General features: G+C 39.7%; 17 protein-coding genes. 5 read left to right on the forward strand and 12 right to left on the reverse strand.

Annotated elements, in window-relative coordinates; all coding sequences use genetic code 11:
- Positions 1-14: 14 nt before the first annotated feature.
- Together QUF49_RS14130 and QUF49_RS14135 are read left to right on the forward strand one after the other, a co-directional pair.
- A complete protein-coding gene (locus tag QUF49_RS14130) occupies positions 15-1109 on the forward strand; it encodes a GerAB/ArcD/ProY family transporter (protein ID WP_289496271.1) in 1095 nt (364 codons plus the stop codon).
- Complete coding sequence (locus QUF49_RS14135; protein WP_289496272.1) at positions 1102-2181, forward strand: Ger(x)C family spore germination protein; 1080 nt, start codon at positions 1102-1104, stop codon at positions 2179-2181. The genes QUF49_RS14130 and QUF49_RS14135 overlap by 8 nt, the downstream gene beginning before the upstream one ends.
- Positions 2182-2525: 344 nt before the next feature.
- On the opposite strand, the gene QUF49_RS14140 is transcribed toward QUF49_RS14135, so the two are convergent.
- The 3 genes from QUF49_RS14140 to QUF49_RS14150 all read right to left on the reverse strand — a co-directional run bounded on the left by QUF49_RS14140 (position 2526) and on the right by QUF49_RS14150 (position 5121).
- Complete coding sequence (locus QUF49_RS14140) at positions 2526-3038, reverse strand: hypothetical protein (RefSeq protein ID WP_289496273.1); 513 nt, start codon at positions 3036-3038, stop codon at positions 2526-2528.
- A 126-nt stretch (positions 3039-3164) separates the two neighbouring features.
- The gene (locus QUF49_RS14145) at positions 3165-3722 is read right to left on the reverse strand and encodes a class I SAM-dependent methyltransferase (protein ID WP_289496274.1); all 558 of its coding nucleotides are present in this window, start codon (positions 3720-3722) and stop codon (positions 3165-3167) included.
- The gene (locus QUF49_RS14150; RefSeq protein WP_289496275.1) at positions 3700-5121 is read right to left on the reverse strand and encodes a bifunctional metallophosphatase/5'-nucleotidase; all 1422 of its coding nucleotides are present in this window, start codon (positions 5119-5121) and stop codon (positions 3700-3702) included. Before QUF49_RS14150 ends, QUF49_RS14145 begins: the two co-directional genes overlap by 23 nt.
- Before the next feature lie 104 nt (positions 5122-5225).
- Here QUF49_RS14150 and QUF49_RS14155 point away from each other — a divergent pair, with 104 nt between their 5' ends.
- Positions 5226-5774: a GNAT family N-acetyltransferase gene (locus QUF49_RS14155; RefSeq protein WP_289496276.1), complete on the forward strand. Its 549-nt coding sequence runs from the start codon at positions 5226-5228 to the stop codon at positions 5772-5774.
- A 4-nt stretch (positions 5775-5778) separates the two neighbouring features.
- Positions 5779-5949: a hypothetical protein gene (locus QUF49_RS14160; protein WP_289496277.1), complete on the forward strand. Its 171-nt coding sequence runs from the start codon at positions 5779-5781 to the stop codon at positions 5947-5949.
- Between the two features lie 258 nt (positions 5950-6207).
- On the opposite strand, the gene QUF49_RS14165 is transcribed toward QUF49_RS14160, so the two are convergent.
- The 5 genes from QUF49_RS14165 to QUF49_RS14185 form a co-directional block, all read right to left on the reverse strand.
- Positions 6208-6990 carry a class I SAM-dependent methyltransferase gene (locus tag QUF49_RS14165; RefSeq protein ID WP_289497665.1) on the reverse strand — a complete coding sequence of 261 codons (783 nt, stop codon included), beginning with the start codon at positions 6988-6990 and terminating at the stop codon, positions 6208-6210.
- 26 nt (positions 6991-7016) lie between these two features.
- The gene (locus QUF49_RS14170) at positions 7017-7763 is read right to left on the reverse strand and encodes a class I SAM-dependent methyltransferase (protein WP_289496278.1); all 747 of its coding nucleotides are present in this window, start codon (positions 7761-7763) and stop codon (positions 7017-7019) included.
- A gap of 269 nt (positions 7764-8032) precedes the next feature.
- On the reverse strand, positions 8033-8563 hold the full coding sequence (locus tag QUF49_RS14175) for a competence protein ComK (protein WP_289496279.1): 531 nt from the start codon (positions 8561-8563) through the stop codon (positions 8033-8035).
- Between the two features lie 249 nt (positions 8564-8812).
- On the reverse strand, positions 8813-9127 hold the full coding sequence (locus tag QUF49_RS14180) for a hypothetical protein (protein ID WP_289496280.1): 315 nt from the start codon (positions 9125-9127) through the stop codon (positions 8813-8815).
- Between the two features lie 86 nt (positions 9128-9213).
- Entirely contained in the window at positions 9214-9579 is a 366-nt protein-coding gene (locus QUF49_RS14185) for a YunG family protein (RefSeq protein WP_289496281.1), read from the reverse strand.
- 489 nt (positions 9580-10068) lie between these two features.
- Between QUF49_RS14185 and QUF49_RS14190 the strand changes: the two genes are divergently transcribed.
- The gene (locus QUF49_RS14190; RefSeq protein ID WP_289496282.1) at positions 10069-10929 is read left to right on the forward strand and encodes a TVP38/TMEM64 family protein; all 861 of its coding nucleotides are present in this window, start codon (positions 10069-10071) and stop codon (positions 10927-10929) included.
- Positions 10930-11013: 84 nt separating this feature from the next.
- On the opposite strand, the gene QUF49_RS14195 is transcribed toward QUF49_RS14190, so the two are convergent.
- The 4 genes from QUF49_RS14195 to QUF49_RS14210 form a co-directional block, all read right to left on the reverse strand.
- On the reverse strand, positions 11014-11499 hold the full coding sequence (locus QUF49_RS14195) for a DinB family protein (RefSeq protein ID WP_353958309.1): 486 nt from the start codon (positions 11497-11499) through the stop codon (positions 11014-11016).
- A gap of 16 nt (positions 11500-11515) precedes the next feature.
- The gene (locus QUF49_RS14200) at positions 11516-11890 is read right to left on the reverse strand and encodes a YciI family protein (protein ID WP_289496283.1); all 375 of its coding nucleotides are present in this window, start codon (positions 11888-11890) and stop codon (positions 11516-11518) included.
- 150 nt (positions 11891-12040) lie between these two features.
- Positions 12041-12859 (reverse strand): MBL fold metallo-hydrolase, encoded by an 819-nt coding sequence (locus tag QUF49_RS14205; RefSeq protein WP_289496284.1) that lies wholly within the window; start codon positions 12857-12859, stop codon positions 12041-12043.
- Positions 12860-12899: 40 nt separating this feature from the next.
- Positions 12900-13118 (reverse strand): hypothetical protein, encoded by a 219-nt coding sequence (locus QUF49_RS14210; protein WP_289496285.1) that lies wholly within the window; start codon positions 13116-13118, stop codon positions 12900-12902.
- Positions 13119-13209: the final 91 nt, after the last annotated feature.

Raw genomic sequence — 13209 nt, forward strand, 5'->3', positions numbered from 1 at the left:
AAAGAGGGGTATGTATGTCTCAGATTAGTGAAAACAAACAGATATCACCCTATATGGTGTTTTACTTGGTCACTACGATGCAGGTTGGTGTCGGTATCCTTGGCTTCGAGCGTTACATTGCAAAATCTGCAGGTCATGACGCCTGGATCGCAGTTGTGCTTGGAGGCTTATCATTCAACATCATCATTTGGATGATTTATCGCATTCTTTTAAAAGAGAATACTGATATTATTGGGGTTCATCGTAATTTGTTCGGAAGATGGGTTGGGGGTCTGCTAAGTTTTCTATTGCTGCTGTATTTCATCTCAACAGTTATAACCATTCTAAGAACTTATATCGAAGTGATTCAAATCTGGATGTTCCCAGAGCTCGGGACGGAGGTAATCTCCATCCTCTTTTTGGTGCTTGCCTATTCATTTGTAGTCGGGGGTATACGAGTTGTTGCTGGACTTTCGGTGTTAGGATTTTTCATAACACTGCCTCTATTTTTATTAAAATATTACGCTCTTAAAGATGCTCATTATACAAATCTTTTGCCTATTTTTGATCATTCGATCACTGAGATCTTAGCGGCAACGAAAGGCGTTACTCTTAATTACTTAGGATTTGAAATGATCTTACTGTACCTGCCGTTTCTGAAACAACCAGAAAAGTCTCAAAAATGGGCACACTTTGGCAATCTTTTTACGGTGTTCACCTATTTTATCACCATATTCGTTTCGTTTGTTTATTACAACCAAGAGCAGCTGCAGCATACAATCTGGGCAACACTCACTCTTTGGAAAATCGTGGACCTTCCCTTTGCACAGCGTTTTGAATATGCAGGAATCGCACTCTGGCTTTTCGTTATCTTGCCCAACATATGTATCGGGTTGTGGTCTGTCAGCCGCGGACTACAGCGATTATATAAAATCAAACAAAAAAGTGCGTTACGAGCATTACTTTTAGTCGTCTTTATTTCATGTATCCTTGTCATCGATCGGCAGCAGGTTGACATTCTGAACAGCAGTGTTTCTAATATTGGCTTTTACATTCTGTACTTCTACATTCCGTTCCTTTTTGTGATCCAGCTTATTTTGACAAAAGCGAGGAAAACAAAACATGGTTAAAAAATATCTTGTCATTATCTTTTCAATAGTTTTACTCACAGGTTGTTTTCCGAGTAAACGAATTCTAGAAGACATCCAGCTCGTATCAGCGGTCGGCTATGATTATCACTCTAAAAACAAAGTTAAATTAAACGCGATGGTCGCCATTCCTCAAAGTGGAGAAGATGTACCGCCGATTTCTCAAGTGTTTACTACAATAACACATACGAGTAAAATGGCGAGAGCTCTCGAACAAGCCGAATCGCCAAAGCCTTTTCAAGTCGGCCGTTTAGAAGTTGCATTGTATGATAATCGTTTAGCGGAAAAAGGAATCTATAATTTGGTAGATACCCTTCAACGTGATCCTGCTTTAGGACGTGATCTATACTTGGCTGTCGTTCAGGGAAGTACGAAACCGCTGTTGGATCAGAAGTACCCACTAAGTGAAACACCTTCCAAATACCTGTTCCAGCTTTTACAGCAAAATATGCTTTCTAATATCCCAGATTCCAATCTTCACCGTTTCTTGTACACCTTTTACGGAAAAGGAATGGATCCTAACTTGCCGTTATTAGAAAAACAAGGCGATCGTATCAGGTTGAAAGGAACCGCGATCTTAAAAGATGATAAGATGGTTGGTCAACTTAACCTTGAAGATTCCTTTATGCTTAAGCTGATGATGGAATCGTTTGAAAAAGGGATTTATGAAGTGAAATTTACCAAAGATCGTTTCTTCACTATTCAAAACATCTCGTCAAAAGCAGAGTACCATTTTAAAAATGTTAGAAATTCTCCTGCAATCGACATCGTGGTTAAAATTAAAGGGCGTATAAGTGAAGCACCGAAAATCCCTGTCAGTAAACCACCTCTTGTCGAACAGCTTGAACGGGCAACTGAAAAAGAAATGAGTGAGAAAATTAACAAAATGGTTGATAAGCTCCAAAAGTGGAACGTAGATCCCATCGGCTTAGGCGATCTGGCGCGGAGCCGAAGGAGAGGATTTAATTTTGAGCAGTGGGAAAAACAATATCCCGATATCCCAATCAACGTAAAAGTAAAAGTGGAAATCGTTCAGGCTGGGATTACGGAGTAGAATGTTGACTGAGATTGTATGATGATTTATACCGCTTCGTCCTCGTTATTTAGGACGATGGCAATTGTTGATTCGTGTCGAAAAACGGATAAATTATTTTATACACGGATATATTGAGGCTATCCGCGGAATTATTTATTCTATACCCGGAATTATTTCTATTTACCTTGGAAATAAGTTGAGGGAGAGCAAGTGTAAATATATGTGTTCGTTTAAAACGAACATTTCCTCAAAGTGTTTTTTTCGAGCGTACAATAATGGACTAAAAAAGAAGCAATCACTCTAAAATGCGCATCATCAGAGTGAAAGCTTCTTTTTTACATCAATTTATAATAAAGCGGAGGTTAAGCCCCTCCATTCACGCCGCCTGCACTAGATTGTTTGCGTTTTTCAATCGCGTTAACGCCCATAACAACGGCGATCAGTTCTTCTGTTCGCAATACATCCGAATGATTCATTAATTCATATGCTGCTGATTGAAAGAAGCCGCTTACTTTTTTGAAGGTCGCCACTTCCGCCTTATTGTCATCAAGGATGGTGTATTCTTTTGAAAAGGCAGGGGACTCAATTTCGTACGTATGGTCATTGGTTGAGTATCGATAACGCTTTGAAAAAAATGCAAATGAAGACTTCACCTCACCCAATTCCGTCCCATCAGCCTGGGTGATGATCCATCTGCTCGAAAAAAACGGAAAGGCACCTTCAACAACGACCTCTCCTTTTTCATTCTCCACATTCACACTTGAAGAGAATGCACTTTTCAAATCAAGTTCACCTAGCTTTTCTTGGGAACCATTATAAATATCTGTTCTTCCTGAAGAGAAAAAGGAATCATTGAAATACACACACTTCTCCATACGTAACCCCCCTTGTTAACATATATGAACAACGTCATTATTTTATTTAGGCTGATTTGGAAAAAAATTTGTTGCTTTTGGAAGTGGTTGATTTCCGTTACAGGATGCTCGTTTTTTTTGTAAAAGTTAGCGTTTTATAGCATCCACAATCAGTGAAGGAAACTTGAGACTTCCGCCCTGATTTCTCGGATCGTAGTGTTTTGAGCGGAAAATTACACCGTCTTTTCCGTCCCATTCATGATCATGAAAATCACCATGCTCATCAAAGTATTCCAACAACTGAACATCAAACCCCGCTTTCGCAAAGAGCTTCTGTAACGTTTGGTAAGTATGAACAATCTTATGGCTGCTAGCTGGATGATCAAGGGGTCCAGGACCACCAATCTGTACCATGCTCTGATACTCATCATCTCGAAAAAAACCGTCAGGAACCGCACAGCGAATGTAGCCAGAAGGTTTCAAAAAGTCATAACAAATTTTAGCAGCCTGTACTCCCTCTTCGAATGTTAGATGCTCCCATACGTGCTCTGCGAGAATGGCAGAGATTGAATTTCTCTCAAACCTTTCCTCCCACTTGCTCTCATCAAGCAGATTCAGTTCCTCTTCCTGTGTGTGAAGCCAGCCTGGATTGTTATTGTAAACGCCAGCACCAATCACAATTTTAATAGGTTGTGAAGTTGTCATCGAGATTTCCCACCTCCACAGATTGCTGATGTTCTGTTAATCTCGTCACAAAGGCACGTTGTACAAACTCCTGCTTGTTGGCATAGATTTTAATCACTTCTTTTATTTCTTCTGGTCGATAAAACTCGTTTTTATTGTTTGCAAGAGATGGATAGCCTGATCCGCGCTGCAAATAATCAGAGGTTGCCACCGTATACCATTTTTCCTCTTCAAGCGGAGTGTCACCCAATTTAATCTCAAGAACTCGTCCGCTATCATGTACGACTGTCGCACCTGAGACATGAAGTCCTCCGACGTATTTCCCGCGAAAACCAGGACCCCTGCCATCAAGCAAACAATGCTGTACGTCGAGTGACTGTTGAATTGCCATCCAAATGTACTTTCCTTGAATCTCGAATGAAGTTGGGTTAAGTGGCGAAGGACACACTTCAATTAACTTTTTATCGGACACGTATTGAAAGACACCAGCGTTTACGATTCCACTGTTGATTAGACCTAAGTCCGTATTCATCATGTCCTTCAAACCGTCTGCGATTAAGTTGGTGATTGGATTCTCCGCTATCACATCGTGCCAAAGGGGCTGGTCCACAGCATAAAGAGGCTTTCTCAACTTCTCGATCGCTTTTTCTCTATTTACTTCTAAAATTTTTGTAATCTCTTTGTCTGCTTCAATATCCTTCGTGCTGAAGACCGCAGAATGAAGAAGCTTCTTACTTTCCCCGTCCACTTCAATCTCCAGCACGCCAATGTGCTCGCCATAGTTCCCTGCGCTCACGATGAATGTTTCATTCACAATTTTCGCTTCAGAAAACAGCTGGTGGTCATGAGAAGAAACGATAACATCAATGCCATCAATTTCTTTAGCGAGATCGAGGTCTGCCACCGTTCCAACATGGTTAAGCAGGATGCACAAATCATAGTTCCCGCGGTTTTTTTCCATTTCATTTGCTATCGCAATAATATAATTCTCATTATGTACGCCTAGTCCTTCGTTAAATGCGCCAAGATCAGGCGATGCACCTGTAATCAAGATTCGCAGTCCGTTTTTATGTAAAATAACACTTTGATGAACACCCTGAATTTTTGTCGTATCCCTTCTAAAAAGATTGTTGCTAATAAACGGAACGGAGCTTTTCGTAGCCATATGCTGAAGTGTATCCACACCGTTAAACATCTCGTTATTGCCCACGGTTATCGCGTCATAGCCAACAGCCTCTAATAATTCAACAGCTGCAATCCCTCTTGTCCCCTGCAATTCAATACTTTTAAAATCCGCAAAATCCCCAGCTTCAAGCAGAAGGGTATGCTCGTCTTTATGCTGCTTAATAAGAGTTACGGCTTTTGCAAAGTTATCGAAATTACTGTGCAGATCGTTCGTATGTATGATTTTAAGTTTCATTGTTTTTCTGTTCCCCCAAAATGTGAAATGGATCGTTCTCCCTTTACAAATAATGGTATCATAAAAGATATAGATTTGTTCATAAAAATAGGCGGAGGAACTGAATGTCATATCAAGATAAAAACTTAACCATTCGGCCCATTACTGAAAAAGATCTTCCCAAGCTATGGGAACTCATTTATAAAGAGGAAGCACCAGAATGGAAAAAGTGGGACGCTCCTTACTTTGAGCACAAGCGCGTGCCATATGATGAGTTCATGTGGAACAAAGAGCACTACGTGAACCAAGACAAACGATGGGCTATTAAAGTAAACGGCGAACTCATAGGAACTGTAAGTTATTATTGGGAGCACGAACCTTCCAAATGGCTAGAGATGGGAATCGGCATTTACAACCCGCATTTCTGGAGCGGAGGTTACAGAACAAGGGCTATCCGTTTATGGATCAGCCATTTGTTTAACACGATGCCAATAGTGCGTGTCGGTTATACCACTTGGTCAGGCAACGAACGCATGATTAAAGTGGGCGAAAAGTTAGGCATGACGATGGAAGGCAGGATGAGAAAGTGCCGGTATTACAACGGAGAATACTATGACTCCATCAGGATGGGTATCCTTCGGGAAGAGTGGGAATCAACTGATTCATGGGGGTAAAAATATGGAGATTTTTTTAGTGCTTTCCGGATTTTTCTTGTTATTTGCGATTATCCATTATGCCGTAAGAACGGGGATTGATGATTCAAAAAAGGTGAAAATTATACGGAAAGAGTTGTCAGAGATTAAAAAGCAGCTTGCCATTTTAGAAGAAAATAAGAAAAATAGCATTTAGCGTAAGATAGCACAAAAATAGTTGAAGAATCAGTTCGTAAAACGGCTCTTCACTTATACGTCATTGGTATAACACGTAATAATTCCGGAAATTTAGGAGATAATTCCGCGAATTACGAACTTAATTCCGCGAGTTCTTGGCTTAATCCCGCGAGTTTTCACTATAATTCCGCAAGTCTAATATTTAGCCATCCTCGGACTACAGTTTAATAGTAAAAAATAGCTTGGACGATATCTCCAAGCTATTTTTGTTGTTCAGCTATTCTATTCTCATTTTCACTGCTCTTGTCGCAATAAACGTTTTAATATATGAATCTAGCATCCTATGACCCCCAAAGTCATCTTCATACAAACCGGTAATAACAAATCCCACGTCTATCTGGCCTTGGATCTGGTCTTCAAGTGTATGGCTGAACTCAATTGTTTCATTGGACTGTCTGTATGCTAGTATCTCCGCTTCGGTTAAATGAGAGATGCTTGAAGACGGAACAGAGTGCCTCACTTCCAAATTCCCTTGCATCTCTTGCTCATCGTCAAAAATGAACAGAAGTGGATTTACAAAACCAGCGATCAGAACGCCACCCTCTTTTAAAACACGAGTCGCCTCTTTCCACAGTGGTTTGACGTCTTCAATAAATAAATTGGATACAGGGTGGATAATCATATCAAACTGTTCATCTGCAAAACAAGACAAATCTGTCATATTGCCCTGGACAGTCGTAAACTTCAATCCATCGCGTTTTGCTACAAACTCATCTTGCTCTAACTGTTTAATCGATAAATCCATAACGGTCACATCTGCTCCTGCTGCAGCAAGAACCGGCGCCTGCTGACCACCTCCAGAAGCTAAACATAGAATTTTCACACCTTCTAATTCGTTAGGAAACCAATTTTTAGGAACACTCTTTTCGGTTGTGACTGAAATCTGCCAATCTCCTGATTTACTTTGTTGAATAACCTCTTCACTCACACACTTCGTATAAACAGCTCCGTTCTCCACTTTCTTATCCCACGCCTGGCTGTTTTGTTTAATAACATCCATCATATTAATTCCCCTCTAATAACCTTTTATCGTTTTGTGCTCTTAATAATTAATGTCGTTGGTACGGCTTCCGCTTTTTCGCAGGAATACCAGGAGTTTGTAAATTTTTCGCGATCACTTTCTGGCAAGACCACTTCTTCAACCACTCTTTCAATTGTAAAACCGATCTTAATCAGTGCGTTTATATATGTACTAACTTTAAACTGCTGCATGATAGCGGTCGACTGCCAAGCTTCATGATCGTAAGGCCCTTCTTCATGGTAGGACTTTTCAAAAAGCAGATTCCCATCCACACGATTAATACGGCTGTACATCGGGTGTTCCCAACTAAAAACAAAGGTTCCCCCCGGTTTAAGATAAGTATGTATGTTGGTTAAGGTTTGCTCCAAGTTAGTTGTCCATCCTAATGCATAAATGGAATAAACAAGATCAAAATGATTTTTAGGAATTCCAGGATTGTTCTCCATAGGTGATTCAAATAATTTTACTTCAGCAGCGGTATCTTTCAGTACATTTTGAGCTGCATTAATTTGTTGTGGGGTTAAATCTAAACCCCAAACCTCAGCCGCTCCCATTTCATCCATGTACTTAAGAGAGTGACCGCTCCCGCACCCAATATCTAAGACGTTTAATCCATGAAGATCTCCCAGCAAGTTTAATTCGTCTTCAAGCGGTGCAAAAGGTCCATACTCTGGTAAGGCAGTCCTACCAAAAAATCGCTCTGCTGCCACTTCCCAGCTTTTTTTGTTAATTGATATAGTCTCAAGATTCATTGTATAACCCCCATTTATATCTACAAATTGATTTCCATACATCTGTCGATTTCCCTGCAAAGAAATTTTTGAGCGTGGGTGCTTGGCAGTGCGCGAGTCGAGATTTGTAGAAAAGCCTATATTTCTCTTTTTAGACTTAATTGAGACCACTTTAGACTTAATAGGAGTCGGTTACTTAATTGAGACTTAATCCACTCATCACACCTCTTAAATCACACATAACAAAAACGCCTGATCCACTTCGCATCAGGCGCTTAACATTTTTAACACTATGTAAGGATCAGATCACGACTTCTTAGGCGTTCTCGTTCCTTTTCTGCTGTTCGATTCATTAAAACACTTCGGTAATGTGCGGCTCGATGGAGTTTGCCTCGTAAGGCTGCGCGGGTACTTTCGATGGGTAGATCTATACCGTTAGAAAAAATCACTCTAACATTTTTGTGGTCAATGGATTCAATGTCCTCGATGTGGGGCTGTGATAGCCAGATGCAGGAATCTTTTCGTGGTGATTGCGTGGGAAAGAAAAAAATATCAAGTTTGGTGTCAATCATAATTGGAGCAAAACACATTCTTCCCATATTGATGCGTGCAGCCTCTTTCTTCCCATCATACGTACTGCCGTAATACGGACAAGTATCTTTAATGATTCGGAAAGGCTTTTTTTCAACGAGGATGATCGCATCTTTTTCATAAACTTCTGCACAAACGGCTCCCCACTGATTAATAAAAGGATAGATGGCCATGGTGTCACTTTTAATAAAATACTCCTCAACCTTATCGTGCACAATTTTGTACTTCATTCAAAACCTCCTAAAATCTTTTAATTCCCCAATAACCTTAATCCTCCATAGTACAAATTTCCCTAGGATTTGTACTATATAGTAATATTTTACCATTTAATAAAACACGTATCTACATATTTCATCAAAAATTATCAAAATATTTAGTTTATTTAGTGTGTATTCATTTTACTCATTTGCTTTCCGTTAAATGTCCATGCTCGCTATTTAAATGTTGAATACTAAATAAAAAAAGCCAGTGAATAATAATTATTCACTGACATGCATCATTTCCGCATTATTTTCTGAATAGTAAGGTTCATTGATTTTGGTAAATAGATGGGCAAAGCATAAGCCGATCGCACTAAAAAGCAGCGTAACAATTAAAGTCGTTATGCCTGGATTTTCATTAACCGTTTGCCATAAAGGTGTATGTTGCCAGTTCGTTAAAGAATCCAGTTCACGACCCCTCATTTCATAAAGAAGAGCCCAGGTTTGATAAACTTTAGCTAAAATAAATCCGATAACCGCACCAGTGGTAAAGCCTAAAAAATAAGCGAGTTCCAGCTTTCTAAGATTCTCCATTGATTCAAACCACCCTTCTTTTCACCCCTATCCTTACAATACTTTTCTTTTAGATAAATCATTCCATAAAAAAAGAGGCACTACCCTTAAATGGGGCTGCCATCTTTTATCATTAATGCTATTAGGTTTTGTTTTAGATGATTGTATTGTAAGGTATTCGTATCACAGAAGGCTTCTTCCCTGGTGGATGGAAGATTTTCATAAAGAATGGGAGATTCAAACTGTGAGTGTGTAAAGTCATATCTACTTCCCTCAATTAAATTGTAGAAATGCCAACCATCCTTAAGTGGTGTTTTCACAATATCTCCTTTTAGCAGATCTTGAACCACAAGCGCAGTTACCCCGCATTGTCCTCTTGCTGGATTCTCTTTCGTCCATTTGGAGCTTGTCTCGATGGACCATGCTTTAAGCAAATGATTCTTTATCGTTTGAATCCTTTCATCTAGCAACATTTATTCCTCCAAACGAAAAATGCTCTTTCCTAAAAGATTGAAGCGAAAATCAACACTTCCATGAGCAATAAGGGTTAAGTAACAAGCCTATTGAACCGTTATGTTTCAACTTTTGTCTCAGTTCCAGAGGTATCCTTAAAGCATCTCTTTTACTGATTTTTTGAGTAAATTCCCTTGTGATATCTTTATCAATGATAACCACTTCATCTTCACAATCATCTTCACAATCAATGCCTACGATTGATCCATTGCTATTCGCGAACTCTTCTCTCCAGCGAATCGGGAATCTTTATTTTACTATAATGCGATGCAGGATTGAAGTCTTTAAAGATGTAATTTTTTAATTGTTTGTTAATAACATCCATGGATGCTCTTTTAAGCTTCAATACGCCTCAAGTCTTATTCAAATTACATCTGGAGAAACTGTCTGCCTCTTCATTTAATGTTTAAACTAATCACATAAAGACATTATGAACGGAGATATACGTTATGACAGACACTTTTAGCAGAAAACAACTCACACTCGAACTATTACTTCACATCACACTAACGTCATTAACTCTTGTAACATTGTTTAAGTTGCTGCCGACCATTCAGCCAACCTTTAAATTAATCGGCATCGGACTTGCGATCGTCATCGTAACTCTTGACTTGCTCTTTTTATGTAAACGCAATCTGAATTCTTTAAAAATCACTCGCTTGATCGCACTCTATTTCTTTGCTGTCAGCATGATCGTGTTTACGATCTTTTACGCGACAAAACTGTTGGTGTTAACCGACATGTACGGATTTGAAAACTTATTAAGAATTCATGAGTCTACTGCAAGATTCATCTATTTGGCCATTTGTTTCGCGCAGCCTATCATCCTGCCTCTGCCTGAAGTGGTAACAGTTGCGGCGGCCAGTGCTGTCTTTGGACCGTTCACAGCGATTTCCTTAGGATTTCTTGGTACACTTGCTGGAATCATAACGATGTTTTTCATCGCAAGGTTTGGCGGGCGGCGAATTATTTCAAGGTTTGTAAAAGATGAACATCTCGCTAAATACCAATGTTATGTACAAAAAAATGAAGTCCTCTTTTTAGCGATTATGTTCATTATTCCGATTTTACCGGACGAAATCATCTGTATTGGAGCTGGACTTGGAGGAGTTACGTTTCGGCGGTTCCTTATAATTGCAGCACTATCGAAGCTTTTTACCTCAACGATCTTTGCTTACTCTGTTGAACTGGCGAAGATTTTCTCTATATCAACAACTGAACTGATGGTGTATGCTTCCATTATTGCGGGGGCTGCATTTATCATAACAACGTTAATGAAGAAGAGTGTGAGGCAGAAGGAGGAAGAATAATAAGAAAAGCTGCTCCAAAAGAACAATAACAATTTGTTCACTATGAAAGCAGCTCCGTTTTCATTCAAGTTTTGTGCTATTTGTTTATAATCCCAGTTTTCGATCTAGTTCATACTTCTGACGCAGATGATGACGAAAATGCATCCCTACAAGAGCAAACCACTCCTGTGCATTTAGCCATCCAAAGCCCCCATGCTTATCTTTGTAATTAGGGTGTATATCATCTACTTTTAATTTTAATAGTTCCATTCTTTTCATTAGTTGGTTGAGCTCGAGCATAATGTCATCTTTATCTTTTGTATTGTCAGGTGGGGTATCAAGATCCGCCGGTAATTTGATTTTAATTGGCGGGAAACAACCAATATTAAATAAATATTCTCCAAACTCCGTCTTACCCTGCTGTTGTTCTCCAACAGCTCTTGCACAAGCTTCAACGCTATCCAGATACTCATGAGCTACGACAATTAAATGGTCGTACATTTGTCCGATAGACCAGACCCCTTGCTCAGGTATATGTCTGAGTTGCGCGAGTGAATACTTTTGTAAAAAGCTTTTGTATGTGTCTATCAACTTTAGATCACTCATATTACTTATCATTCTTAAAGTAATGAACAGGACGGATTTCGATGCGCCAGCCAAACTCTTCCCCTCTGCTGATTTGTGTTGTCGGATGAAGAGAAGCTAGCCGGATCGCCTCGTCCATGTTTTCTGCTTCAAAAATGAATATGCTGCCGATTTTCTCTTCTGCTTCTGTAAAAGGACCATCGGTTACGATAACCTCACCGTCCGCACGGCGTAAGCTTTTCGTCTCTGACTCCAGACCTGCATCAAGCAGCACCTTACCGCTTTCATAAAAATTTTCAACGACGGGTTGGCACTCACTCATAACGGCCTCAATCTCTGCCCTTGGGCGTGCATCCATTTTTTCAGGGCTGAAATACCCCATACACAAAAATATCATTATCCTCTCTCCTAGATCACTCAAATTTTTTGGATCTATTCATACAACGATTAACAAAACTTTCGTGCCTTTCTTCAATGGATTTCCCCTTCTTTTTGTTTAAAAAACCTCGTTACCTTTTGAACAGTCACATCTTTTTGTGAAGCGTTATCATAAGGGCCTTTCCTCATTCATGATGGAAGTAACAATGTGCAAAGAATCCCATTCTCCACTTGACAACTTGATAATGGGAAATTTTTTAGGGAATAGCTTCTGACGGATCGCTTCTGGTGTATCCCCTTGTTTTTGTAAAGTTAACACTTCATGTTGAATACTTACTAAATAGTCTCTTTTTCGTTCTAGAGCTGCTCGTCCATCGCTTAATAAACCCGCATGACTGCAAAAAACATCCTGAAAATCGTATGTTAATACCCGTTCTAATGACCGAATAATGTCAGGTATGCTTTCTTCTTCTAAAGCAACTTTTGTTCGTTCACTGACAAACAAATCACCCGTGAACAGTTGGCCTGTTTGATGATTTAGGAAAGCATTGTGATCGTGAGCATGCCCTGGGGTAGGGATCACTTCCCACGTTGCATTTCTCGATTGAAACGTTGCAGGCATTGCTTCCGCATGAAACGGCTTCCTTTTTCCCCAAAAGAACTTCCTGTACAACGGATAATCTGCTCGCTGTGAGCAATAGTCGATTGTCTTTTCATCTAAGAAAAGCGGCACTTTCTTCGTTCTTTCTATATAAGCGGCACAACCTGTATGGTCTTCGTGAAAGTGAGTCATCATGACTTGATCGAAATCCGCTGTATCAATAAAGGGTTCAAAATAGTTATGTAAGGATTGAGCTCCTGTATCAATTAATACGCCATCTACTAAATAACTATAAACGTTTAACGCAACCCCTTGAAACATTAACTCTCCATTTACATAAGCAACCCCGTTCTTTTCACCCGAATGGGATTTCTTTTTTACAAACATCGCTTGCCTCCCCATATCTTCTGACCCAAAGTTCTTATAGTTAATAGATGGCCAGTTCTTGATAATCACTGCATCTTAAGTTCAATAAAAAAACCACTTCTCCTTCTCTGAGAAATGGAATATAGAATGAATTCGTTATAAAAGGCTGTTTTCGTAAACTTTGTTGCTCTTGAAAGTGGTTGATTTCCGTTTCAGATGCTCGCTTTCCGCGGGGCAGGCGGTGAGCCACATTCGTACGTTTCACTCTTAAGTGTCTCACCAGCCCGCCTGTCCCGCAGGAGTCTCACATCCTACACTCCAATCAACTATCTTAGAAGACAATATGTGAAAGCAACAATCTTTTAGAAAAG

It is taken from the genome of Fictibacillus sp. b24, assembly GCF_030348825.1.
GTDB lineage: Bacteria > Bacillota > Bacilli > Bacillales > Fictibacillaceae > Fictibacillus.